The sequence below is a fragment of the Bacillus sp. FSL W8-0770 genome (assembly GCF_038008705.1).
Taxonomy (GTDB): domain Bacteria; phylum Bacillota; class Bacilli; order Bacillales; family Bacillaceae_G; genus Bacillus_A; species Bacillus_A cereus.
The window spans coordinates 4,922,258-4,947,575 of record NZ_JBBOZR010000001.1; the positions used below are offsets into that span (position 1 = coordinate 4,922,258).

Here is a 25,318-nt window from a genome sequence, read left to right on the forward strand (position 1 = left end):
TTACTCCCCCTTTTCTTCCGCCAGTTTTTGTTTATCCCATATTTTTAAGAACGGTAAATAAATGAAGAATGCTAGCGCAAAGTTAACAAGTTGCAAAATAACACCTGAAATTTTCCCGCCCGATCCTAAATATCCACTAAAAAGAATAGGTGTCGTCCAAGGTACAGCGGCCCCACTCGGACGTGCAACCCATCCCCATTCCATTGCAAAGTAAGAAACAATTGTTAGCACGACTGGAACTAATATAAATGGAATTAGTAAAAGTGGGTTCATCACAATCGGCATACCAAAAGTTACCATCTCATTAATATTAAATATACCAGGTGCAATTGACAATCTCCCTAAACTTTTTAATTGTTGACTTCGCGCAAATAGTAACATTCCGACAACTAGAGCAAGCGTTGCACCAGAACCGCCCATATAAATCCATAAGTCAAAAAACTGTGCCGTAATCGTATTTGGTACATCTTGCCCAGCTTGAAAAGCAACTCGGTTTTGATCCATTAACGATAACCAAACGGGGCTCATTACACCACCAACAATAGTAGCACCATGAATTCCACAAGACCAAAGAACATGAACGAGAATAACTGCTATTATTGCGCCCCAAAGACTAGCACCAAGTACACTAAGCGGTTCCTGTAAAATTTGTCCTACAATATTATGGATACTGCCAAAAGAAGTATTTTCTATAATTAAGCGTAAAATCCAAATAACTGTTACAACAATAAATCCTGGAACAAGTGCTGCAAATGAACGCGTGACAGCTGGTGGAACTGTCTCTGGCATCTTTATAATTATCTTTTTTTGTACAATAAACCGATAAAGTTCAGTAGATATAAGTGCAATAATCATTGCTACAAATAACCCTTGGCTTCCCATTAATGCAGCTGGGATAGCGCCTTCTACAAGTACACTTTCTTTTGTACTTGGTATAATATATGCAACTTGAAATGGAGTCGCAAGTAAAAACGTCACAAGCGACAATGCCCCGGATGCTAAAGCATCTACTTTATAATACTCTCCAAGTCTGTAAGCGATTCCAAAAACAGCTATTAAAGCCATTATATTAAAAGTTGCACTAACTGGATACCCTAAAGCTCGCTGCCAATTCTCCCCAAACAAACCTGCCATAAAATCGTTATATCCCGGTATCGGCAGTGCACTAATAATGAGGAAAAACGATCCAATAATTAAGAAAGGCATCGTTAAAATAATTCCATCTCGAATTGCTTGTAAATGCCTCTGCTCTGCAACCTTCCCTGCTACCGGCATCACATACTTCTCTAAAAACCGTATCATCTATCCCACTCTCCTCATGGTTTCATTAACAAAGCTGCTTGCAAGATAGCTTCTCCATTACAAAGTCCGTAATGAACAGATTGAATGACATCAACAGGTATCCCTTTATCCTTACATAGTTCTTTCATTTTCGGTAATAAATAACGTACTTGCGGTCCAAGTAAAAGGACATCAGCTTTATCAATATGACTATTCACTTCAGAACCTGATACTGCCCAGATTGTTACTTCTATCCCTCTTGCCTCTGCTGCTTTCTCCATCTTTGTAACAATCAAACTGGAAGACATTCCCGCTGCACAGCAAAGTAAAATATTCATCCCGCTTCCCTCCCCCTTTTTCTCTACCTAAGTTATGGTGCACTCCTTGCCACCACTAGGTTACAAATATATATGTCTAGATTTCCTGCTGTATGCCGAGCTTAAAAACAAAAATTTCTTGATTTTCACGCTATTCCATTTATCCGTATTCTCCTAGTAAAGGGGCCCCTAACTCGCTATAATGATTCAGTATGATTTTTTTAATTGATAGGAGGATATATTTATGAAGGCATATCGCTTTCCACTTATTTTATTATCTTCTATCCTAATTGGTGGTTTCATTGGTTATTTCATGGGTGCCGATGCAGTTGCTTTAAAGCCGCTTGGTGACATTTTCTTAAACTTAATGTTTACGATTGTTGTACCTCTAGTGTTCTTTAGCATCGCATCGTCTATTGCTAATATGGATGGATTAAAACGTTTCGGTAAAATTATGTCTAGTATGGCTGGGACTTTCTTATTTACAAGTATTTTAGCTGCTATTTTTATGATTATTGTCGTGAAAGTATTCCCGCCAGCACAAGGTGTTGTACTAGAACTAACACAACCTGACAAAGCCGGCAAAGCTGTTAGTGTTGCAGATCAAATCGTCGGTATTTTAACAGTATCTGACTTCTCGAAGTTACTATCTCGTGAAAATATGTTAGCTCTTATTTTCTTCTCTATCTTAATGGGGATTGCAACTTCAGCAGTTGGCGAAAAAGGAAAGCCATTTGCTACATTCCTACAAGCTGGTGCAGAGATTTCAATGAAGGTTGTATCTTTCATTATGTACTACGCTCCAATCGGACTTGCTGCTTACTTCGCAGCATTAGTTGGCGAATTCGGACCACAACTTCTTGGAACTTACTTCCGAGCAGCAATGGTATACTATCCTGCTTCTCTCATTTATTTCTTTGTATTCTTCACATTCTATGCATACCTTGCAGGTCGCAAACAAGGTGTACAAGTATTTTGGAAGAACATGGTCTCTCCTACAGTTACATCACTTGCAACTTGTAGTAGTGCCGCAAGTATTCCAGCAAACTTAGAAGCAACAAAGAAAATGGGTATTTCTTCAGACGTTCGTGAAACAGTTGTCCTTCTTGGTTCTACTCTTCATAAAGACGGCTCTGTTTTAGGCGGCGTATTAAAAATTGCTTTCTTATTCGGTATTTTCAACATGGAATTCGAAGGACCGAAAACATTAGCAATCGCACTTGTTGTTTCTCTATTAGTAGGAACAGTAATGGGCGCTATTCCAGGCGGCGGTATGATTGGTGAAATGTTAATCGTTTCTTTATATGGCTTCCCGCCAGAAGCATTGCCAATTATCGCAGCAATCAGTACAATCATTGATCCTCCTGCAACGATGTTAAACGTAACAGCAGATAACGCTTGTGCCGTAATGACAGCTCGCCTTGTAGAAGGTAAGAACTGGATCAAAAACAAATTTGCTTAATAAATACAAAGAGGATGCTCCAAACGAGCATCCTCTTTCTTTGTTGTTAATCCATTCCGCCACAAATTTGTTAAAACCTTCACAAATATTCCACATCCATTATCCATTCTCCGTACTATAATCATGTATGGAACAGGAGATGGAAATAATGACACAAAGCGCACCAGAATTTAAAGTTTTGCAAAGCATTGCATTTCTCGCTGTCGTTTTGCAAAGTTCCTTATTATATACAATGAATCAAGGAAATGTCTTACTTGAGCAATCCCTCATTATGGGCATGCTATTTAATCTTGCAAAATTCTCAGCACCAGCATTCATATTTATCGTTGGATTTCACTTAATTCGTCACTATACAAAGCAATTAGTATATAAAGAATATATTTCCGAAAAAGCGATACACTTACTCATTCCGTATTTCTTTTGGTCTATTCTTTACTTATTAACAACAAACGATCTTATTACATTACAAAGTGGAATAAAAAGTTTATTACTCGGAACAGCCGCTCCCCATCTTTGGTACGTTATTATGATGTTCCAAATTCACTTATTGTTCCCTTTACTATGCACACTTTTTTATTGGTTTCAAAAACGAACAGAAAATAAAAAAGACATATATAAATATATGACCTTTTTCGCTTGCCTATATTTTCTATTAATGTGGTTCTCTTCTCACTATATTTTTAATGGAGAAAAATTAACAAGTTCAACAATTTTACATTATACAGATCGATCATTTCTATTCTACTCATTCTATTTCGTTATGGGCGGCATTGCCGCTGTAGCACTAAAAACTTGGCGTCTATTCGTCATGAAACATATCCCGCTTATAACAATATTATTTTTCATCTTATTTTTATTCATCAATTATGAGTTGTTTAGTTTTTACGGAGCAAACTCTATTCATTTAACTGTTTCTACCTATTTAAAACCATCTATGTTTTTATATATCGTATGCGAAATTATCATACTGTATGTGTTATCTATTATGATAGTACAGCGTCGTGGTTTCTTATATAAAACGTTACGTTTCATTGGTAATTACACGTATGGTGCTTATTTAGCTCATTTATTCTTCTTGCAACTATGCACAAAACTTCTTTCCTTATTCACACTGCAAGAAAATACTATATTATATGCCCTATTACTATTTGTGTTAACGGCCATTATCTCTATTTCAACAATGGTCATTTGTAGCACAATACCATTTCATACTTGGATTACAGGGCCTTCTCCTACAACAAAGATGAAATGGACGAAGGTTGTATTACGAAAAAATCATAAAAAACTATTCAAGCCATATATTTGATATAATAATACGCATATAAAAAGAAAGCGAGAGACACCTATGATTAATCAAGTTGGACAAATTATGCTATATGTAAATAACCAAGACGAAACAGTACAATTTTGGACAGAAAAAGTAGGGTTCCAAATCATTGCGGAAGAAAATAACGGAAACGGATTCCGCTGGATTGAAATTGCACCGGCGAAAGAAGCAGGAACAAGCATCGTCCTTCACGATAAAGCGTTAATCGCGAAGATGCAACCTGAACTAAACCTAAATACGCCTTCACTTATGTTCTTCTCAAATGACTTAGACCGTCTATATAAAGATCTTTCTGAGAAAAATGTCACAGTTGGACAGGTTGTAGATTTACCTACTGGTAGAGCATTCAACTTTGCTGATAATGAAAATAATTACTTTGCAGTAATGGAACGCAAATAAAAAATAAGCTATCCGAAAAAATCGGATAGCTTATTTCATTTTAAGAAACTTGTTCTGCATTCGTTTCTCTATGCTGTATATGGCTCGTGACCCAAGCAATTCCACCGGCAACAACGAGATAACATAACAATATTAAAATTTGCATTTGTAATTGCGACCAATCTCCTAAAGAGATAACATCTTGTAATCCTCTAAGAGAATGAGACATTGGGAGAAACTGTCCAATTTTGCTAAGAACAGCTATGTTTAATTCTCCTGGGAAAGTACCTCCGCTCGTCGCTAATTGCAGGACAAGAAGCGTTACCGCTAAGAACTTTCCAACAAGACCAAATACTGTTACTAGCATAAGAATAAATGTCATAAACGTAAAGGAAATAACAATACTTGATAAAACAAAGAGTGGCACACTTGCGACTTCTAATTTCATAACACCTAGCACAACTACATCTACGAGTAGAGCTTGAATAAGTCCAATTAAATATACCAATCCTAGTTTATTAATAAAATGTACCGTTCCGCTTACCTTCATGTTTTGTCTGCGGCCAAGAGGTAAAATATTCGATGCCATAATTCCGCCAACATAAAATGCAAGTGATAAGAAATATGGTGCAATGCCTGAGCCGTAGTTAGGAACGTCAGAAACTGTTGACTTCACTAACTGAACTGGCTCTGAGAACATCGTATTGCGTGCATCATCATTACGAACATCCGCTATCTTCTCTGCGCCCTCTCCTAATTTCGTAGAAAGTTCTTTCGCACCATCATCAAGTTTAACAAGTCCATTTGTTAATTTACTAGCACCGTTATTCAGCTCCGTTCCACCACTCGCAAGCTGGTTTACACCTTCTTGCAATGATGTAAATCCATTTCCCCACTTCGTAAATCCATCAGCCAAATTCGATGCACCATCTGCTATCTTTTTCGTTCCAGCAGTAGCTTCATTTAACTTAACTCCGAATGTATTCATGCCTTCTTCAATCTTATGTTGACCATCAGTTAGCTTCTTCGCACCTTGTGTCAATTGTTGTTGACTATTATTTAAAGTACTTGTTGCTTTAGCTAGTCCATTAGACGTAGCAACAATTTTTTGAAAAGCGGGATCTTGCTGCACTTCCGGATGATTTTTCACGTACTCTTCTAATTGTTGTTTTACACTATTTGCCGCATTGTCCGCTTTCGCTTGCCCTTCAGCAAGTTTTTCATTTCCATTCACCCATTCATTTGTACCAGCACTTAATTCACTAATTCCTGATTGTAACGTTTTTTCACCTTGTGCTAATAACTCCATACCACTATGAAGTGATGTCGCTCCTTGACTCAGCTCATTTGCTCCCCCGGTTAAAGCAGATTGACTGGATGCAAGCTTTTCACTTCCTTCTTTCAATTTCGATGTCCCATCACTTAAACGATCAATACCATCCGCAAGCTGATTCGCTCCATTTTTTGCATCGGTCGTTCCTTCATGTAACTTCCCAGCACCATTACTTGCATCACTCAACCCTTGTGCCAAATCTTGAAACTTTGAAAAGACACCTTCTGTATAAGATTTCGTAATACTGTTTGAGATTTTTGTTTTCATATTTTCAACAGCTGTCGTTCCAATTTGAGCCGCTACAAAGTTTTTACCTGGATTTACTTTGTACTGCAACTTTGCTGGCTCTGGTTTCTCATTCATAAGTGTACTTACCTTTTTAGAGAAATCTTCCGGAATCGTAACAACCATATAATATTTATCTTCTTTTAACCCTTCATCCGCATTTTTTTCTGATACGAAATGAAAAGCCAATTCCTTATTCTCTTTTAAATTTTTAACAAAATCGTCTCCTGCATGAATTGTTTTTTCATCCATCGCAGCACCCTTATCTAAATTCACAACCGCAACAGGTAATTTATCTAATTTTCCGTACGGATCCCAATACCCAGCTAAAAAGAATCCTGAATAAATTAACGGAACGATTAATAAAAAAATTAAAGCGATACGTCCATGTTTATGGTGCCACATCGCTTTCCAATCTTTAAATATAAGTTTAATTCCCTTCATGAAACATACTCCTCTTCTAATTTAACACCCTTCGAATGGTTTAACAGATTTACTATACACGTCACTTTACATACTGTATAATACATCTTTAATTATTAATTCATTCCTTTTGGTCTATAGAAAGGAGACTCGAAATGGAACTGCTCCAGTTAAAATACTTTCAGACAGTTGCACGACTAGAACACATGACAAAGGCAGCTGAAGAATTGCATATCGCGCAACCTTCACTCAGCAAAACAATCGCTAGACTTGAAAAGGATTTAGGCGTCCCTTTATTTGATCGCCAAGGCCGACAGATTACTTTAAATTCTTTCGGAAAAGTATTTTTAAAACGAGTAGAACGTATTTTTCATGAATTAAGCGAAGGGCAACGAGAAATTAAAGATTTAGCCGAATTACAACAAAGCTCTATTACGCTGGCCGTTTCTATTCCGAGAATATTACCAGAACTACTTGGCTCTTTTTTACTAGAACATCGTAACGTTCGATTCCAACAATTTCTTGCATCCACTCCTTCTATGAAACGACAACTAGATAATATAGAAATTGACTTTTGTATCTCCTCTGTGCCAATTGAAGGTGAGGAGATTGTTTGGGAACCACTTATTACAGAAGAAATTTTCTTAGTCGTCCCTTCAGGCCATCGTTTATCAGGCCGAGAAAATATCCACCTGCATGAAGTAAAAAACGAACCGTTTATTAGTATGAACACTGGCTACGGATTTCGACACTTAACGGATGGATTTTGCAAAGAAGCTGGTTTCACTCCGCATATTGCTTTTGAAGTAGATGAACCGACCGTGATTAGCGACCTCATTAAGCAAGGTCTCGGCATCGCTTTTGTTCCAAGTTTAACTTTATTAAAAAACTCTACTTTAGCATCAAGCAAGTTGCGTATTATTGAACCCAATTGTCAGCGAACCATCGGATTAAGTTGGTCAAAAAAACGCTACTTATCAAAAACAGCTCAGCAATTCCGTGAATTTGTGATTGATTACTTCTCCAACATTAGGACGTAAAATTATATCAACAAATAAAAGTTGCCACCCTCATATGGTGGCAACTTTTATTGTTCACTCTTTTTTAATTCCATTTCAGCTAAAAGTGGTAGTACATTATCAAAAATATGCGTATTATTATTTTCACCTGTTACATATCCACCGTAATATCTACTAAATACGTTATCATTTCGGAATGTGGCCATATGATCATACAATTCTTTCGCAAACTTTTTATCACCTGTTTGTAGTACGTACAAAATCGTTAATCCGTATGCGGCTGGCGATTCATAATTCACAGTTTGTTTTCCCGTTTCTAAATTGTAACGACCGTATAGCTTTCCATCCTCCTGGAATTTCTTCTTTATAAATTCCAAATAAGCAGCTGATGAAAGACCACCTAAACTTCGATGATATGCAACGTATGATTGGTCAATAAGATTCACTTCTTTATCGTACGTAAATGTACCATCTTCTTTATACTCTTTCGGGAATGCCCAGCCATGCCTTGGATAATCCGCTAAAAATTGAACGACTTCCTGATATTGCTGAGCAGAAACTTTGTCGTACTTCTTCATATAGGAGAATGCACGTGGATTTATGTATGATGTTGTTACAAAATTATTTTGTTTCCCTGCATCTGCATCATAATAATCAACATAATAATTATCTTTTTTATTATAACGAAGTACAGCATCACTTAATTGATCGGCAAGGTTTTTATAACGCTCTTCCTTATACATTTCATAAGCACGATATAATTGTTCTATAATACGAAGATCATCTATAAGTGCATTTGTAGCTGACTGCCTCTCTCCCTTTTCAGAGAGTTTCCATAAAACGATATGATTCTTATATACGAAATTATCTTGAATAACCTTTACTTGCTCATCAAATAACGCCTGATCATCTTTATCAAGTGTATATTGTAACCATAATCCCGCTGATTCTGATAAAGCTTCACGTCCCTTTGCTTCACCCGTACCTGCCTTAGTATCTACTAAACGATACGTGGCAAGCGTTCCATTATCATTCACCATATGCCTTAAAATAAAATTTTCTGTACGGTTTCCTTGTAAAGCTGACCAAAATACAATTCCACCTAAAGCGATTAAGAAGATAACTCCAATCCCTATATATAAACGTTTCCGCAATCTTTTCACCTCCCTAGTAAGGCTAACCTTAATTTTATCAGAACATACATAAATTTAAAAAAGACAATCCACTAGATTGTCTCCCCCATTTCTATCCCTCGCAAACCTCTTTAGAAGGTTTATATAGCGATTGTACAAGTCGATCATATTCACGACGTGTAATCTCTTTATTATATAGCTTCAATAATAAATCTCTATGCTCTTTTGAAAATGCCATCTTTTTAATGACTTCAGGATACATAAAACACCCTCTCCATTTCACATAAACTTCTTCTTTCCGAAAACAGAACTTATGTTCGCATAAAAGATTATAAAAGATTCCTGTAAAAAAAACAAACAAAACATGAGAAACTATTTATTTCTTTCTATTCAAAATATTACAACATTATATTATTATATTCACTTTTTAAATACGTATATATTTTTGGTAGTTTTTTTGAATAAATCTTCCAATTCAATCAGAAAATAATGGCAAAAAAGAAGAGGAGTTTACATATGGATACGGTAACATTAGCAAGAGCATTTTTTGGTTCTTCATTAGCATTCCACATTATTTTTGCAACACTTGGCGTCGGACTTTCATTGATGATTTTTATAAGCGAAATACTCTATCACTGGAAGAAAGACTCCGACTATGCCATTATGGCGAAAAGATGGACAAAAGCGTTTGCTATTCTTCTCGGTGTAGCAATTCCAACTGGAACAATTGTTGGTGTGCAAATCTCACTTCTTTGGCCTGGTTTCGCCAAAATTGTTGGGCAAGTTATTTCTGTTCCCTTCCAAATTGAGATTTTCGCCTTCTTTTTGGAGGCTTTATTCATGTCGATTTACGTATATGCAGCCGATAAACTTCCTCCATTTATGAGATTAATCTCGCTATTTTTCGTCATGCTTGGTGCCACGGCATCCGCCGTGCTTATTACATCAGCAAATACATGGATGAATACACCAGCAGGCTTTTCAATGAATCCAGATGGATCTGTTTTTAACGTTGATCCGTGGAAAGCTTTCTTTAATCCAAGTTTTGGTACAAGTGCATTTCATGTCGTTATTACGGCTTATGCAACTGGTGCGGCTGTCATTGCTTCTATTGCTGGATTTAAATTATTGAAGAAAAATTTAAGTACACGTGAAATTGCTTATCATAAAAAAGGGCTGCTATTAGGGCTTGTCGTTACATTTATTACAGGCGCTACGATGTGGCTTTCAGGACATGAATCAGCGATTGCCTTACATAAACACTCACCTGAAAAACTTGCATCTGCTGAAGCTTTATTTGAAACGACATCACACGCACCGCTATCCATTGGCGGAGTTGTGGATCCTAATACACTTGAACTAAACTATGCACTTGAAATTCCAAACATGCTTAGCTTATTAGTGGGACTAGACCCTAGCACTGTCGTAAAAGGACTAAACGAATTCCCACAAGAAACATGGCCACCATTTTATACACATACACTATTCAACTTAATGGTCGGCACTGCTGCGTTTACCTTTGCTGTTGCAACAATTGCACTCTTATATTGGTATTTCGTGTACCGAAAAAAGGGAACAGAACTACCGAAGTGGCTACTTTGGGGGGCTGCCGCATGCGGACCAATTATGATGCTCGGTATTGAATTCGGATGGATTTTCAGTTGTAGCGGTCGTCAACCATGGACAATTTATGGTATGCAACGTACCGTCGATGCATCTACACGCGCCGATTTCGTCGGTCCTTTATTTGTTTTGTTCATCATTTTATATATTGGACTCGCTATTTTAACAGTCATTGTTCTACGGACATTCTTTAGAAGACATCCATTAAAGAATGATTTACAACACCAAGGAGGCGATTCTCATGCATGAGGAAAGTATTGCAATCATCATCTTATGGGCCCTTATTTTCGTATACAGTATACTAGGGTCCATTGATTTTGGCGCTGGTTTTTGGGGCATGGTATACGCAAAACATCCGACGCTCGCTGCTAAACTTGCGAATCGATACTTATCACCAACTTGGGAAGTAACAAATACGTTTCTCGTTTTCGTCGTTGTCGCATTTCTCGGCTTCTTTCCGAAAGCGGCCTTTACTCTTGCGACAGTAATGTTCGTACCAGTTATGTTAATTTTAGTGCTCATTGCAGTACGTAGTACATTTATGGTATTTGCTTACTCCTTGCCAAAATATCAATACCTTCTTCGGGTTATTTCAGGTATTACTGGTCTATTAATTCCAGCACTATTAATTACCGTTTTACCCGTTACAGAGGGAGCCTATATTACAATGTCTGAAGGAAAGGAAGTACTCCTATATGGAAAACTTCTTTCTAGCCCAGTTATCTATTGCTATATGCTCTTCGGAATAACGTCTGAACTATTTCTCTCCTCTCTCTTTCTTGCTGATTTTGCGAGAGAACAAAGTTCAGAAGATACGTATAGAATTTATAGAAGAAATGCCATCATCCTTGGTCCTGCAACGCTCGTTACGGCGATCATCGCCCTCGTTGTAATGGATCCTGAAACACATTGGCTTATGCAAGGATTAATAAAGCAATTCCCGTGGTTTACAGTTTCTATTGTTTTATTCGTTATCGGATACTCGTCCCTTTGGTGGACAAACAAAAAGTACAATACACTAGGATATCCTCGTATTGCCGTTTTAGCTGTCGTCGCTCAATATGCATTTGCAAGCTACGCTTACGGGGTCGCGCATTTACCGTATATTATTTATCCTGACGTAACGGTATTTACAAGCTTTACAACGAAAGAAACGTTCTATGCACTGCTCATTCTATACGCAATTGGGATTGCAATTTTATTACCAGGATTTATTTTCTTCTGGAACTTATTCTTGAAGGATCGTACTTTTTTGAAAGAAAAATAATATAGTCTTGGGGTCTGTTCCAAAAGGCATTTTGGGATGGGCTCCTTTTGTCATGTTTTGTCGATAAGTCGATATATTTTAAAAATCGCTGATATATTTTCAGTTGCGCCGATATATTTCAATAATCGCTGATATATTTTAACTTGCGCCAATATATCTCAATAATCGCTGATATATTTTAACTTGCGCCGATATATCTCAATAATCGCTGATATATTTTAACTTGCGCCAATATATCTCAATAATCGCCCATATAAATTTCATTTACTATCTTACTGCCCAATAATTTATAGACTCCTCTCATAATAGTTATTTCACTATTCGTGACACTTGTCCTTTAGCATGAAAAACACATATTCGGTTCATCTCGTTATACGTCTAGTTCTTCTTATTTTTTGCTGAATATACTACAAATATAAACTTGAGACAAGCTACATCTGTTCAAGGGAAAATAGAAAGGTAGGCAAAATATGAGCATTGAAATATGGATTACTATTATTGTATTTTTCTTAACGATGATCGTTATCTTTTGGCGACCTCGCGGCTTAAATGAGGCATGGCCAGCAGCAATCGGAGCTGGTATCATCATAATTACTGGACTTGTATCAAAACCAGACATCATGGATATTATAAGTAAAATTGGCGGTGCTTCCATAACAATATTAGCAACTATTGTTATGGCAGTTATATTAGAAAGCTTCGGCTTCTTCCATTGGTCCGCAGCGAAACTGGCAAATCTAGCGAAAGGTTCTGGACGCCGTCTATACTGGTATATTCAATTATTATGTTTTCTTATGACTCTTTTATTTAATAACGACGGTAGTATTTTAATTACAACTCCCATTTTAATTCTTCTTCTAAAAAACCTTCAATTAAAACCACATCAACAAATTCCTTATTTATTAAGTGGTGCTTTAATCGCTACGGCATCTAGTGCACCAATTGGTGTAAGTAATATCGTAAATTTAATCGCATTAAACATCGTCCATATGACTCTTTATATGCATACCGCTATGATGTTTGTACCTGCAACATTAGGCTTATTATTTATGTCATGGCTCATGTATACAGTTTTGAAGAAAAAACTTCCGAAAAAATTACCTGTTTCTTCATATGATATTGAAGAAATTTTCTTCACGAAAAACTTCCATCCACTAAAAGGAAATAATTCTGTCGATACGAAACAAAAACGGACAAGATTCATGTTAAAAGTATTAGGTTTCGTCTTCCTTATGCGCTGTCTTCTATTCGTTGCATCCTTCTTATCCATCCCAATTGAAATCGTTGCGGTACTTGGTTCACTCGTTCTGCTCATTTGGAGATGGTACTACTTACGAACAAATCCTGTCGACATTTTGAAAAAGACACCGTGGCACATTTTAATTTTCGCCTTCTCTATGTACGTCATTATTTACGGACTACACAACGCAGGATTAACAGCTGCACTTGTACAATGGCTCGAGCCAGTTGTGAATCAGCATCTACTCTATGCTAGCTTTGCAATGGGCGGACTTGTATCCATCCTCTCTAACGTCTTCAATAACCATCCTGCCCTTATGATTGGTACAATCACATTAACAGAAATGGGACTAGATCCAGTCACATTAAAAACTATCTATCTTGCAAACATCATTGGTAGTGACATCGGTTCACTATTACTACCAATTGGTACGCTAGCTTCACTCATTTGGATGTATATTCTGAAACAAAACAAAATTAAAGTAAAATGGAAAGACTATTTAAGTGTATCCCTTATCGTTATCCCGCTCACAACAGTCGTCACACTATTCCTCTTATTCTACTGGGTACATCTCTTCTTCGCCTTATAAACAACAGAAGCCCCATTTGCTACCGTCTTAGCAAATGGGGCTTCTTCTATAATAAAGTTAGGTACTACAGTGTGATCAATTAAGTAAAGAGGTGTAACATGTTATTGATATAAATGACTACCAGCTTCTTTAAATTCTTCTGCTTTCTCTTTCATTCCTTTTTCAATTGCTTCTGTCGTTTCTAAATCATTTTCTTTTGCATATTCACGAATATCATGTGAAATTCTCATACTACAAAACTTCGGTCCACACATTGAACAGAAGTGAGCTGTCTTTGCCCCTTCTGCAGGCAACGTTTCATCATGATATTCCATCGCACGTTCAGGATCTAAAGATAAATTAAATTGATCGCGCCAACGGAATTCGAAGCGTGCTTTTGAAAGTGCATCATCACGCTGATGAGCCGTTTTATGTCCTTTCGCAAGATCAGCCGCATGCGCTGCAATTTTGTACGTAATAACACCCGTGCGTACATCATCTTTGTTTGGCAAACCTAAATGTTCTTTAGGCGTTACATAACAAAGCATCGCTGTTCCAAACCAGCCAATCATCGCAGCTCCAATTGCAGATGTAATATGGTCATAACCTGGTGCAATATCTGTCGTTAGTGGCCCAAGTGTGTAAAACGGCGCGCCCTGACAAATATCAAGCTCTTTCTCCATATTCTCTTTAATTAAGTGCATCGGTACGTGTCCAGGTCCTTCAATCATAACTTGCACATCATGTTTCCAAGCAATTTTTGTTAATTCACCAAGTGTTTCAAGCTCAGAAAACTGTGCTTCGTCATTTGCATCTGCAATAGACCCTGGACGTAATCCATCTCCAAGAGAGAACGAAACATCATACTGCTTCATAATTTCACAAATCTCTTCAAAGTGAGTATATAGGAAGTTTTCTTTATGATGGAATAAACACCACTGTGCCATAATCGAACCACCGCGCGAAACGATACCTGTCGTACGCTTTGCCGTGATTGGAATATAACGAAGCAATACACCAGCGTGAATCGTAAAGTAATCAACGCCTTGCTCCGCCTGCTCAATTAACGTATCACGATATACTTCCCACGTTAAATCTTCTGCAATTCCGTTTACTTTTTCCAGCGCTTGATAGATCGGTACAGTTCCAACTGGTACAGGCGCGTTACGAATAATCCACTCACGCGTCGTATGAATATTTTTACCTGTAGATAAATCCATAATCGTATCCGCACCCCAGCGCGTTGCCCATGTCATCTTCTCTACTTCTTCTGCAATCGAAGAAGATACAGCTGAGTTTCCGATATTCGCGTTTACCTTCACATGAAAATTACGCCCGATGATCATCGGTTCAGCTTCTGGATGATTAATATTCGCTGGTAAAATAGCGCGGCCTTCTGCGATTTCCTTACGAACAAACTCCGGCTCTACCCCTTCACGAATCGCAACATATTCCATCTCAGACGTAATAATGCCATTACGTGCATAGTGCATTTGCGTAACATTTGCACCTTGCTTTGCTCTAAGTGGCTGGCGATCCATTTGCGGGAAAACAGGTGTATGCTTCGAAGCTACTTTCACACCGTCATCCTCTGGTTTCACTTCACGCCCTTCGTATGCTTCTACATCACCACGCCCCATAATCCAAGAGTGGCGCGGCGTTGGAATTCCTTTTTCCAACTCGACCTTATACGCAGGATCTGTATAAGGACCGCTCGTATCATACACACGGATTGGTGGATTTGGAACGCCATTCGTTTCGCTTTGTTCAATCTCACGCATCGGCACTTTCATACCTTCTCGTGGTCCATCCACATATACTTTCTTACTCCCTGGTAAACTCGACTTCAATTCAATTTGCTCAGCTGAAACAGATTGTTTCATAAATTTTGTTGCCCCCCTGTTCGTGACAAGGACAAGATATGGCCAGCGCATGCCAAAATAAAAAGAGCCAGGTCCATAAAAAAATAAGGACCTGGCTCATAAAGACATCATTATGTAAAGCCGTTAACTTCCCTACGCTGGTACGAGCCAGATCAGGTCCAAAGGGTTAAGAAGTTCACGCGCTTCTCTCTCAGCCTACGCATACGTTAGGCACCCCTAGTTTATCACTGATTTAATTTTCAATACTTTCCCATCATACACGATAATCTGAAAAATGAAAAGTTTATTTCTTTTGCTCTTTACGGAATCATCCACGTTAAATAATACGCTTGCACATACGTCATAATACCAACAATAATTACGAAGAATAAGCTATGCTTCACTGTAAAACGGAACAAATCCGATTCTTTTCCAGCAAGACCAACCGCCGCACAAGCGATCGCAATCGACTGCGGGGAAATCATTTTCCCTGTTACACCGCCTGTTGTATTTGCTGCAACAAGAAGCACTTCAGATACGCCGACTTGCTGCGCTGTAATGGCTTGTAAATTTGAGAACAGTGCATTCGCAGACGTATCAGACCCTGTTAGGAATACGCCAATCCAGCCTAAGAATGGTGAGAAGAACGGGAATAGTCCGCCAGTTCCGGCTAATGCTAACGCTAACGTAGAAGATAGACCAGAATAGTTTGCGATAAATGCAAACCCTAGTACGAATCCGATAGATAGAATTGGCATTTTTAATTCGCTTAACGTTTCTTTAAATGTCACTACTGCATCTTTTACATTCATTTTCAAAATAAACATGGAAATGATACAAGCAATTAAAATCGCTGTTCCAGTTGCCGATAATACATCAAACTTCAAAATTGCCTCGTAAGGCGTTGGTTTATTTACAATTGGCTCTGCTTTCATTACTAAATTATGCAGACCTGGAATTTCAAACTTAAATACAAGACTTTCTAAAGCCCCTCCTGGAGCGAATAATGCCTTAAAGAAACTTTGGCTCCAAATGACTACCATAACCGTTAATACGATAAATGGAGACCATGCTTTCACTACTTTTCCAAACGTTAATTTCGGCATCGATGCCGCTGTCGTTGTTACTGCTACTTCACTATTTGCTTGCCCGGATTGATAAATTTCTTTCGGCTGCCAAACTTTTAAGAATAGCGCTAAACTAATTAAACTTACAAGTGCCGATGTAATATCCGGAAGTTCCGGTCCTAAAAATGTCGCTGTAATGAACTGCGTAATCGCAAATGAACTACCCGCTACAAGTAACGCAGGCCACGTTTGTCTTATACCTTTAAATCCATCCATTAAAAATACGATAAAGAATGGAACAAATAATGATAGGAACGGTAATTGATGCCCAGCCATTTGTCCAATTTTATGTGGATCAATACCTGTTACTTGTCCAGCAACTGTAATCGGAATTCCCATCGCTCCGAACGCCACTGGTGCAGTATTTGCAATCAAACAAAGACCTGCTGCGTATAAAGGATTTAACCCAAGACCCGCAAGAAGCGCTGCTGTAATCGCTACTGGTGCCCCAAATCCTGCCGCTCCTTCTAAAAATGCTCCAAATGAAAATCCAATTAAAATAACGAGTAGACGATGATCGTTCGTAATCGATAATACCGATGCACGAATCACATCAAATTGACCTGTTTTCACAGAAATTTTATATAAAAATACGGACATAATGATAATCCAAGCAATTGGCCATAACCCATACAAAAAACCGTACCCGGTTGCTGCCATTGCCATCGTGAACGGCATTTTATAAGCGAATAATGCTACTAAAACTGTAAGTACAACTGTAATAAATCCTGCCACATACCCCTTCATGCGGAAAACTGCTAAAGCTAAGAAAAAAAAGATAATCGGAATAAGTGCGACCGCTGCCGAAATCCAAATGTTTCCGAATGGATCATAAACTTGTGTCCATGTGTTCATTGTTCTCTCCCCCTAAAGAATCCCCTTTTAAATAGAATAACCTCATCAATAGACTATCAGGTCATCATACCTTTAAGCCTAAAATAAAAAAACGTTTAAGAAAACGTTTTCAACAACTTTCATTTATACTGTACCATAACAATTTCTATTAAAAAAGATTTTTTTGAAAATTTTATTATTTAACAAAAAATCTTACAAAATCGTCACGTTCTTGTAATGTTCATCGATAGGAAGTTTGCTAAAATTATTGCATAATAATAGTATAACAACAGAAATTATTCATGAGGTGATATATATGAACGGAAATAAAATATTAGCTGCGTTATCATACTTTAGTGTACTATTTGCCCCTATCTTATTCCCTATTATCGTTTGGATCGTGGGAGACGCTGAAACAAAACCACATGCAAAACGTGCTCTATGGACACACATCATTCCAAGTATCGCTACATTCATTGGCGTAACTATTCTAGGAATTATGGGTCTTGGATCTGATCAACCAGATGTAACACTTGGAATTGGATCAATGATTGTCTTAGCTATTTGTGGAATCATCAGCTTATACTACTTCATCTGGAACATTGTAAAAGGAATTAAAGTGCTGAAAGCTTAATTTTAAACAAATGTTTGTTTAAAAAGGGCCCCTTGCAATTTGCAAGGGGCCCTTTTCCTAATTCGTTCACTTTATCTTCTGCGTTTCTTCTTTTTTCTCATCATTTTCTTTCGGCGCGTATTCACTTTATCCGCTATAATGTGGAGCGTACTTGCCACAACAATTCCCATTAAGAACGTTACAATTTCAACCTCATGCTTCTTCGCAATTTCTATTAAATTACCATCCAGTGCGATTACATTTAATAGTAATAAAAATGGAGAAAAGACGATTAACATGTACGCAATACGAATTACATCACCAAGTATAATCGTATGTGTAAAGAAAGATCGATGCGGCATTACTTTCTTATAAGGATACCAAAATATACGTAAGAAACCCCATTTGTTATAAGCATTACTGTACGTATCTAAATCTGGTGTTAAAAATGAAGTACCTACTAAAAAACCAATCGCAAAAGTTAATAAAAAATCAAAATTTGTTAATCCATACGAAAAGAGCAAAAACAAAACAACCGGAAGGGATATTAAGTTTATTTTCGTATGCGTTCTTCCTGATGGCATAATGCACTTCCTCGCTTACGTTCGTCCTGTCACCTTATGACAGGTTTCACCTATTGACCTAATTTCTGATCGATAAATGTTGTGTCTATATCCGAACCAAACCATTCTGCCAACTTCACTCGTGCCTTATCTTTCACATCTTCATTGACGTATAACGACACCTGTATTAGTGCGGCCGTTAACGCCCCCAAATCATCCGTATAGCCAATTCCAGCAATGAAATCTGGAATCGCATCAATCGGTGCAATAAAATAAGCGAGTGCTCCAATTACAATAATTTTCACTCGTTTTGGAACATCGGGTCTTTGCAAAACGTAAAACAGTAATAAACTTGCATAAATGACCGATTGCCCTGCTTGCTTTGCAACATGTTTTACTTTCTTCCAAAACGCTTCAACTGAAAATTTTTGTTTCATGTAAAAAGCCTCCCTATTTTTAAAAAGAAATAAGCTACAATATGTTATCAGTAAAAGTTCATGGAAATTACACAAAACCTATCAATGAACTTTTATTGTAACAAACAAACCAAAAAAGAACAAGTGTTCGTTAATTTTCACACTATTTCCTTCATATAATAGATTTCTAGATAACCCTTACCCATCTTCATTTCTTATTTCTCAACAAAGAAAATTTTCACTTCCACTTAACATTCTGCTCTACCTTTGTTATATTTTCTAGTTGACGGACATATAAACGAATGTTAAAGTTTTCTCTGGTAGTGACAAATCTTATACAAAAAATGTAAAATGTTATAGTGTTTCTCAGAAATGAATTTTGTTGTATAATACAGAAATGACGTTATGCTTATGAGCAACAAAAGAAACCAAAAGGGTATGCATAGTTATAGTCGTATATGGGTGAATATAGAACCTTTAATTATGGCCAAGAAAACTATGTATTTTTTATTTTAGCATTTTTCGCTCCAAAATCGACCAAGCCTGATAGAGAAAGGGTGGAAATGAATGAAAGAAACCTTGAAATCACAATTTCAAAATGTGCGTTTCACTGTATTCGTAGCTTTAGCCTTATGGCTGAAAACTTACCTTATTACACGCACAAGCTTTGATTTAAAACTTGAATCTTTCATGCAAGAATTCATTTTATTCCTTAGCCCATTAGCAGCATCATTACTGCTTGTTGGTCTTGCATTATTTGCAAAAGGGAAAAAACGTAACTATATAGCACTTGGAATTAATTTTGTCTTAACAATCGTTCTTGTTGGTAACGTAATGTTCTACGGATTCTACAATGACTTCGTTACATTACCGGTGCTAGGACAAACATCTAACTTCGGAAGTTTAGGTTCTAGTGTGAAAGAATTATTTAACTACAAAATTATTCTTGCATTTGCAGACATTATCGTTTTCTTCGTTCTATTAAAGAAAATGAAGAACTTTGCACCTACAGAGCGTGTAGCACGCCCGATGCGTTCTCTATACTTCGTATCAACAGTTGCTATTTTCTTCGCAAACTTAGGACTTGCAGAAGCTGAACGCCCAGAACTATTAACACGTTCATTCGACCGCGTTATGCTTGTTAAAAACTTAGGATTATATGTACATCAAGTATACGATCTTGGCTTACAAGCAAAATCAAGTTCACAAAAAGCGTTCGCTGACGGTAGTAAATTACAAGAAACAGAAAACTACGTAAAAACAACACAAAGTAAACCAGATCCAAATATGTTCGGTACTGCAAAAGGGAAAAACGTAATTGTTGTCTCTCTTGAGTCATTACAAACATTCTTAATTGGTGCAACAGTTAATGGACAAGAAGTTACACCATTCTTAAACCAATTTACGAAAGAAAGTTATTACTTTGATAACTTCTTCCATCAAACTGGTCAAGGTAAAACATCTGATGCTGAATTCCTAGTAGATACTTCGTTATATCCACTAGACCGCGGTGCTGTATTCTTCACACACGGTAACAATGAATATACAGCAACTCCAGAAATTTTACGTCAGCAAGGGTATCACACGTCGGTATTCCACGCAAACAACGCAACATTCTGGAACCGTAACATTATGTATCCAGCACTTGGTTATGATCGTTACTACAACGAGCTTGACTACAAGATTACGCCAGAAACAAAATTAAACTGGGGATTAAAAGATATCGAGTACTTCGATCAATCTATTGATATGTTAAAACAAGTGAAGCAACCATTCTATACTCGCTTCCTTACTTTAACGAATCATTACCCATTCACTTACGATGACAGTACAAAATTAATCGATGAATACAATTCTGGTGATGGAGTATTTGACCGTTACATGGTAACTGCTCGTTACTTAGACGAAGCAATGAAACACTTTATTGAGCGTCTAAAAGCAGAAGGTATTTACGATAACTCAGTAATCGTATTCTACGGTGACCACTACGGTATTTCTGAAAACCATAACCGTGCAATGGCACAGTTCTTAGGAAAAGAAGAAATCACTGCATTTGACCATATGAACTTACAAAAAACACCGATGTTTATTCACGTTCCAGGTCAAAAAGAAGGTAAAACAATTTCGAAACCAACTGGTGAAATTGACATTAAACCAACTATTCTAAACTTACTTGGTGTAGATTCTACAAATGACGTTCGATTCGGTCATGATGTATTCTCACCTGATAATAAAGGATTCGTTGTTCTTCGTGACGGTAGCTTCGTTACAGATAAATACATGTACACAAACAGTACATTCTATGACCGTGCTACTGGCGAAGTTGTACAATTACCGAAAGAAGAATCCCAGCCACTAATTGATCGTGCCCAAAATGAATTGAACATGTCTGATAAAATCATTGAAGGTGACTTACTTCGCTTCTCTGAAAGTAATAAGATCAAAACTGGTGAAGTAAAAACAGTTATTAAAGAAGAAAAGAAGAGCGCTGAGTAATCTCAGCCTCTTTTTTATTTTCTTCCATACAACTACTTATATTCATTAACTTTAAAATTACATAACCTTTACCAAATATTCACATAGTGTTAATGAAGAATCTCTATAATAAAATATGTAAACGAGGTTCTACATATTTCTTATCTCTCATCTTTCGTAAGATCCCTTAAAGAAATGTGTAAATCTTTTGTTTCTACTTTCTTATAATTGTCTTTCAACTTGTTTTGTTTCCATACACAAAGCATTCAACGAGACAATGTCCCTATGAAAGATAGCTACCCTCCTTGTGCAGCATTCCATAAGAATGTTGCTTTTTTTTATTTAAAAGCAGGATTCTTATTTCTTATTTTCGAATTTGTATATACAAAATGCTGTAAAGTGAAACTTTAATCAGCCCTCATCAATCGGGCATTTACGGGCAGTGATTCGCCCACTTCACTTCTTTGCTCTACCCGAATTTGTAAGTAGCGGCTTTACTGCCGTTAATGCGGGGTAGATCATCCTTATTTCTCTATGATTTACAAATACATATATGGTCATATGTAGAGAATTGCTCACATAAAAATTACTATAGTGATTTTTATCTCGCATGAATGAAAGTTTCACGTTACTTACGTACTTACGAAAGGATGGGACGGAAATTGGCATACGAAAAATTTGTACTTTGGAATGATGAAGTTATTGATACAACAAAACAACAAACGTACATAGAGCTTGAAGAGAGAGGTTCGCAGTTCGGAGATGGTGTCTATGAGGTTATTCGCCTATATAAAGGGAACTTTCATTTATTAGATCCGCACATAACGAGATTATATCGATCCATGGAAGAAGTAGAATTATCGCTCCCTTTCTCAAAAGCTGAGCTCATCACTTTACTTTACAAATTAATTGAACGAAACCATTTCCACGAAGATGGCACCATTTATTTGCAAGTATCTCGTGGTGTACAAGCTCGCACACATGTATTTTCATATGACAACCCTCCGACAATTTATGCCTATATTACAAAAAAAGAACGACCAGCTTTATGGATTGAATATGGTATACGCGCTATATCAGAACCCGATACTCGATGGCTACGCTGTGACATTAAATCATTAAATTTATTACCAAACGTACTAGCTGCTACGAAAGCTGAACGGAAAGGCTGTAAAGAGGCACTTCTCGTAAGGAACGGTATTGTAACGGAAGGAAGCCATTCCAACTTCTTTTTAATTAAAAACGGAACGCTTTACACACATCCAGCCAATCACCTTATTTTAAATGGCATTATTCGTCAATATGTCCTTTCTTTAGCGAATACTCTTCACATCCCTGTGCAGGAAGAACTTTTCAGCGTTCGTGACGTTTATCAAGCAGATGAATGCTTTTTTACAGGCACAACGATTGAAATTTTACCAATGACCCACCTTGATGGGACCGCGATTCAAGATGGGCAAGTTGGGCCTATCACCAAAAAACTGCAAAAATCTTTTAATCAAATCTTATTACAATCCAATATGGCATCTTCTTAAACACGAATAATTTCTGTCCTTTCATATTCAATATATGCATTTAAATGGAAATCAAGGTGTAATTTTATGCCTTGATTTTTTTCTTGTAATCTTTTTGTCATATTCAGATTCCTATATAAGTCTTGACAGTAATCGACATGCTCTTTAGAATTTTTAACAGTTGGTAAATATTTCTTCACTACATTACAGACAGAAAGGAATCGACAAATTATGAAAAAGTATCTTGCCGGTCTTGCGGCAGTGTCTGTAGCAGGAGGAGCAGCACCTACACTTGATAGTGTTCAAGCTGCACCTGAACAAAATACACAAAAAGCTGCTACAACTGTCCAAGCTTCTGCATCAAACAGCTCATCTTATAAGGTAAACGCGAGCGTATTACATGTTCGTGCGGGATCAAGCACTTCTCACGACATCATCTCACGCGTTTATAACGGTCAATCACTAAACGTGATTGGCGAAGAAAACGGTTGGTTCAAAATTAACATTAATGGACAAACAGGCTTTGTTAGTGGCGAATTTGTATCAAAAAGTGGCGCAGCAAACAACAATGTAAGTACAGGTGGCAACAATAAAGTTACCGCTGATGTATTACGTGTACGTACAGCTCCTAACACATCTAGTTCTGTTTCTGGGCGTGTATATGAAGGACAAACATTAAACGTAATTGGACAAGAAAATGGTTGGGTGAAAATTAACCATAATGGACAAGTAGGTTATGTAAGTGGCGAATTCGTATCTGGCGTTTCTTCTAATGCAGGTTCTTCAAACAACAATACGAATAATAACAACCAAGAAGTAAAACCAGCAAGCGGAAACTATACAGTAAATGTATCTTCCCTTCGCGTTCGTACAGGTCCTAGCACTTCTCACACAACTGTAGGTTCTGTGACAAAAGGACAAGTAGTACAAGTTGTTGGAGAAGTTCAAGATTGGTTCAAAATCAATTACGCAGGACAAACTGCTTATGTAAGCAAAGACTATGTAACAAAAGGCGGTTCTAACGAAAACGTTACAGAAGGCAACAAACAAGAGCAAAACAATAATAATGGAACTATTCAAACTGGCGGTTCTTACGTAGTTAACGCTACATCTTTACGTGTTCGTACAGGCCCTGCCGCTTACCATAGTGTAATTGGTGGCGTTTTAAATGGTACAACATTAAACGTAGTTGGATCTGAAAACGGTTGGTTTAAAGTAAATTACCAAGGAAAAACAGGCTTTGTTAGTAGCGAATTTGTAAAATTCGTTAAAGGTGGTACTACTACTCCTGAGCAACCAAAACAACCTGAAAAACCTAACCAAGGTGCAATTGGCGACTACTACATTAATGCTTCTGCACTAAATGTACGTAGCGGCGAAGGTACAAATTATAGAATCATAGGCGCACTTCCACAAGGACAGAAGGTTCAAGTAATCTCTGAAAACTCTGGATGGAGCAAAATTAACTACAACGGTCAAACTGGTTATATCGGAACACGTTACCTATCTAAAACACCAGTTGGAGGCGCAGTAGATAATAAGCCTAACAATAACCAAAATAACAATCAAAACAATAGCAACAATAATAATACAGGCAACAATAGCGGCGACAGTTCTTCCGTACTTGCATATGCAAAATCAATGCAAGGTGTACCGTACGTTTGGGGCGGAACTTCTGCTAACGGCGTAGACTGCAGTGGCTACATCTACCACGTATTTAAGAAATTTGGTCATAACATTAGCCGCCAAAGTGTTGCAGGATATTGGAGTAGCCTACCAAAAACTTCAAGTCCACAACCTGGTGACCTAATTTATTTCCAAAACACTTATAAATCTGGTCCTTCTCACATGGGTATTTACCTTGGGGGCGGATCATTTATCCAAGCTGGAGATAAAGGTGTAGCAATCGCTTCATTAAGTAACTCTTATTGGAAGAGCCACTTCTTAGGATACACGAAAGCACCTTAATTAATAGTTTCAAAGCCTTCTAGTTTACTAGAAGGCTTTTTTGCTATGAGTTCAACATATTACTCCCTTTCTCCTACCTTCTCTCTACAAAAATAATGTATCCATTCTTCCATTTCATACACTTTATTCTACAAAAACAATGCATAACGTTATCATAATGTATATATTTTCATAAAAAACATAACCTATTTCATGTCTATTTATTTTATATGTGTTTTTTTGAAGAATTTTCTTTTTATTTAAACTTTTCATTAGACGTTTGACCTCCGATGTCCATTATGATAAGTTAC

Annotated in this window: 20 protein-coding genes and 1 riboswitch; of the genes, 11 read left to right on the top strand and 9 right to left on the bottom strand. The window is 37.2% G+C overall.

All coding sequences use genetic code 11. The features are described 5' to 3' along the window. Positions 1–1,302: a PTS cellobiose transporter subunit IIC gene (gene celB, locus NST27_RS25470; RefSeq protein WP_000617782.1), complete on the bottom strand. Its 1,302-nt coding sequence runs from the start codon at positions 1,300–1,302 to the stop codon at positions 1–3. 14 nt (positions 1,303–1,316) lie between these two features. Beyond that, positions 1,317–1,619, bottom strand: a complete 303-nt coding sequence (locus NST27_RS25475) for a PTS sugar transporter subunit IIB (RefSeq protein WP_001023554.1) — start codon at positions 1,617–1,619, stop codon at positions 1,317–1,319. Between the two features lie 223 nt (positions 1,620–1,842). On the opposite strand from NST27_RS25475, the gene NST27_RS25480 reads away from it, so the two are divergent. The 3 genes from NST27_RS25480 (at position 1,843) to NST27_RS25490 (ending at position 4,786) form a co-directional block, all read left to right on the top strand. Further along, entirely contained in the window at positions 1,843–3,060 is a 1,218-nt protein-coding gene (locus NST27_RS25480; protein WP_000649376.1) for a dicarboxylate/amino acid:cation symporter, read from the top strand. A 148-nt stretch (positions 3,061–3,208) separates the two neighbouring features. Next, positions 3,209–4,366, top strand: a complete 1,158-nt coding sequence (locus tag NST27_RS25485) for an acyltransferase (RefSeq protein WP_000194317.1) — start codon at positions 3,209–3,211, stop codon at positions 4,364–4,366. A gap of 39 nt (positions 4,367–4,405) precedes the next feature. Beyond that, complete coding sequence (locus NST27_RS25490) at positions 4,406–4,786, top strand: VOC family protein (protein WP_000610162.1); 381 nt, start codon at positions 4,406–4,408, stop codon at positions 4,784–4,786. A gap of 40 nt (positions 4,787–4,826) precedes the next feature. Here the strand turns inward: NST27_RS25490 and NST27_RS25495 are convergent, their stop codons facing one another. Then, the gene (locus NST27_RS25495; protein WP_000676208.1) at positions 4,827–6,827 is read right to left on the bottom strand and encodes a YhgE/Pip domain-containing protein; all 2,001 of its coding nucleotides are present in this window, start codon (positions 6,825–6,827) and stop codon (positions 4,827–4,829) included. Between the two features lie 134 nt (positions 6,828–6,961). On the opposite strand from NST27_RS25495, the gene NST27_RS25500 reads away from it, so the two are divergent. Continuing rightward, on the top strand, positions 6,962–7,846 hold the full coding sequence (locus NST27_RS25500; protein ID WP_000421942.1) for a LysR family transcriptional regulator: 885 nt from the start codon (positions 6,962–6,964) through the stop codon (positions 7,844–7,846). 47 nt (positions 7,847–7,893) lie between these two features. Here the strand turns inward: NST27_RS25500 and NST27_RS25505 are convergent, their stop codons facing one another. Together NST27_RS25505 and NST27_RS25510 are read right to left on the bottom strand one after the other, a co-directional pair. After that, positions 7,894–8,979: a hypothetical protein gene (locus tag NST27_RS25505; protein WP_001231668.1), complete on the bottom strand. Its 1,086-nt coding sequence runs from the start codon at positions 8,977–8,979 to the stop codon at positions 7,894–7,896. Between the two features lie 91 nt (positions 8,980–9,070). Then, positions 9,071–9,220: a hypothetical protein gene (locus NST27_RS25510; protein WP_000283179.1), complete on the bottom strand. Its 150-nt coding sequence runs from the start codon at positions 9,218–9,220 to the stop codon at positions 9,071–9,073. Between the two features lie 254 nt (positions 9,221–9,474). Here NST27_RS25510 and cydA point away from each other — a divergent pair, with 254 nt between their 5' ends. From cydA to NST27_RS25525, 3 genes are all read left to right on the top strand, one after another. Continuing rightward, on the top strand, positions 9,475–10,830 hold the full coding sequence (gene cydA / locus NST27_RS25515) for a cytochrome ubiquinol oxidase subunit I (protein WP_000381986.1): 1,356 nt from the start codon (positions 9,475–9,477) through the stop codon (positions 10,828–10,830). Then, positions 10,823–11,848, top strand: coding sequence for a cytochrome d ubiquinol oxidase subunit II (locus NST27_RS25520; RefSeq protein ID WP_000544168.1), 1,026 nt, complete (start codon positions 10,823–10,825; stop codon positions 11,846–11,848). Before cydA ends, NST27_RS25520 begins: the two co-directional genes overlap by 8 nt. Positions 11,849–12,318: 470 nt before the next feature. Then, the gene (locus NST27_RS25525) at positions 12,319–13,677 is read left to right on the top strand and encodes an arsenic transporter (RefSeq protein WP_000021120.1); all 1,359 of its coding nucleotides are present in this window, start codon (positions 12,319–12,321) and stop codon (positions 13,675–13,677) included. A 101-nt stretch (positions 13,678–13,778) separates the two neighbouring features. Here the strand turns inward: NST27_RS25525 and thiC are convergent, their stop codons facing one another. Together thiC and lldP are read right to left on the bottom strand one after the other, a co-directional pair. Beyond that, a complete protein-coding gene (gene thiC, locus NST27_RS25530; protein WP_000814479.1) occupies positions 13,779–15,539 on the bottom strand; it encodes a phosphomethylpyrimidine synthase ThiC in 1,761 nt (586 codons plus the stop codon). Positions 15,540–15,651: 112 nt separating this feature from the next. Beyond that, a riboswitch (TPP riboswitch) is annotated at positions 15,652–15,767 on the bottom strand. Positions 15,768–15,838: 71 nt separating this feature from the next. Further along, positions 15,839–17,500, bottom strand: a complete 1,662-nt coding sequence (gene lldP / locus NST27_RS25535) for an L-lactate permease (protein WP_001099339.1) — start codon at positions 17,498–17,500, stop codon at positions 15,839–15,841. 295 nt (positions 17,501–17,795) lie between these two features. Between lldP and NST27_RS25540 the strand changes: the two genes are divergently transcribed. Beyond that, positions 17,796–18,113 carry a DUF4870 domain-containing protein gene (locus NST27_RS25540; RefSeq protein ID WP_001014099.1) on the top strand — a complete coding sequence of 106 codons (318 nt, stop codon included), beginning with the start codon at positions 17,796–17,798 and terminating at the stop codon, positions 18,111–18,113. Positions 18,114–18,184: 71 nt separating this feature from the next. Here NST27_RS25540 and NST27_RS25545 read toward each other — a convergent pair whose 3' ends face one another. Next, positions 18,185–18,676, bottom strand: coding sequence for a metal-binding protein (locus NST27_RS25545; RefSeq protein ID WP_001139060.1), 492 nt, complete (start codon positions 18,674–18,676; stop codon positions 18,185–18,187). A 50-nt stretch (positions 18,677–18,726) separates the two neighbouring features. Next, positions 18,727–19,092 (bottom strand): YkvA family protein, encoded by a 366-nt coding sequence (locus tag NST27_RS25550; RefSeq protein ID WP_000810369.1) that lies wholly within the window; start codon positions 19,090–19,092, stop codon positions 18,727–18,729. 546 nt (positions 19,093–19,638) lie between these two features. On the opposite strand from NST27_RS25550, the gene NST27_RS25555 reads away from it, so the two are divergent. The 3 genes from NST27_RS25555 (at position 19,639) to NST27_RS25565 (ending at position 25,028) form a co-directional block, all read left to right on the top strand. Further along, positions 19,639–21,567, top strand: coding sequence for an LTA synthase family protein (locus NST27_RS25555; RefSeq protein ID WP_000665358.1), 1,929 nt, complete (start codon positions 19,639–19,641; stop codon positions 21,565–21,567). A gap of 629 nt (positions 21,568–22,196) precedes the next feature. Continuing rightward, complete coding sequence (locus NST27_RS25560) at positions 22,197–23,081, top strand: D-amino-acid transaminase (protein ID WP_074595267.1); 885 nt, start codon at positions 22,197–22,199, stop codon at positions 23,079–23,081. Positions 23,082–23,291: 210 nt separating this feature from the next. Further along, the gene (locus NST27_RS25565; RefSeq protein WP_000760295.1) at positions 23,292–25,028 is read left to right on the top strand and encodes a C40 family peptidase; all 1,737 of its coding nucleotides are present in this window, start codon (positions 23,292–23,294) and stop codon (positions 25,026–25,028) included. The last annotated feature ends 290 nt before the right edge of the window (positions 25,029–25,318 follow it).

Bases quoted from the DNA above. Each gene is read 5' to 3' on its own strand.
- celB (WP_000617782.1), bottom strand. From the start codon at position 1,302: ATGATACGGTTTTTAGAGAAGTATGTGATGCCGGTAGCAGGGAAGGTT.
- NST27_RS25475 (WP_001023554.1), bottom strand. From the start codon at position 1,619: ATGAATATTTTACTTTGCTGTGCAGCGGGAATGTCTTCCAGTTTGATT.
- NST27_RS25480 (WP_000649376.1), top strand. From the start codon at position 1,843: ATGAAGGCATATCGCTTTCCACTTATTTTATTATCTTCTATCCTAATT.
- NST27_RS25485 (WP_000194317.1), top strand. From the start codon at position 3,209: ATGACACAAAGCGCACCAGAATTTAAAGTTTTGCAAAGCATTGCATTT.
- NST27_RS25490 (WP_000610162.1), top strand. From the start codon at position 4,406: ATGATTAATCAAGTTGGACAAATTATGCTATATGTAAATAACCAAGAC.
- NST27_RS25495 (WP_000676208.1), bottom strand. From the start codon at position 6,827: ATGAAGGGAATTAAACTTATATTTAAAGATTGGAAAGCGATGTGGCAC.
- NST27_RS25500 (WP_000421942.1), top strand. From the start codon at position 6,962: ATGGAACTGCTCCAGTTAAAATACTTTCAGACAGTTGCACGACTAGAA.
- NST27_RS25510 (WP_000283179.1), bottom strand. From the start codon at position 9,220: ATGTATCCTGAAGTCATTAAAAAGATGGCATTTTCAAAAGAGCATAGA.
- cydA (WP_000381986.1), top strand. From the start codon at position 9,475: ATGGATACGGTAACATTAGCAAGAGCATTTTTTGGTTCTTCATTAGCA.
- NST27_RS25520 (WP_000544168.1), top strand. From the start codon at position 10,823: ATGCATGAGGAAAGTATTGCAATCATCATCTTATGGGCCCTTATTTTC.
- NST27_RS25525 (WP_000021120.1), top strand. From the start codon at position 12,319: ATGAGCATTGAAATATGGATTACTATTATTGTATTTTTCTTAACGATG.
- thiC (WP_000814479.1), bottom strand. From the start codon at position 15,539: ATGAAACAATCTGTTTCAGCTGAGCAAATTGAATTGAAGTCGAGTTTA.
- lldP (WP_001099339.1), bottom strand. From the start codon at position 17,500: ATGAACACATGGACACAAGTTTATGATCCATTCGGAAACATTTGGATT.
- NST27_RS25540 (WP_001014099.1), top strand. From the start codon at position 17,796: ATGAACGGAAATAAAATATTAGCTGCGTTATCATACTTTAGTGTACTA.
- NST27_RS25545 (WP_001139060.1), bottom strand. From the start codon at position 18,676: ATGCCATCAGGAAGAACGCATACGAAAATAAACTTAATATCCCTTCCG.
- NST27_RS25550 (WP_000810369.1), bottom strand. From the start codon at position 19,092: ATGAAACAAAAATTTTCAGTTGAAGCGTTTTGGAAGAAAGTAAAACAT.
- NST27_RS25555 (WP_000665358.1), top strand. From the start codon at position 19,639: ATGAAAGAAACCTTGAAATCACAATTTCAAAATGTGCGTTTCACTGTA.
- NST27_RS25560 (WP_074595267.1), top strand. From the start codon at position 22,197: ATGGGACGGAAATTGGCATACGAAAAATTTGTACTTTGGAATGATGAA.
- NST27_RS25565 (WP_000760295.1), top strand. From the start codon at position 23,292: ATGAAAAAGTATCTTGCCGGTCTTGCGGCAGTGTCTGTAGCAGGAGGA.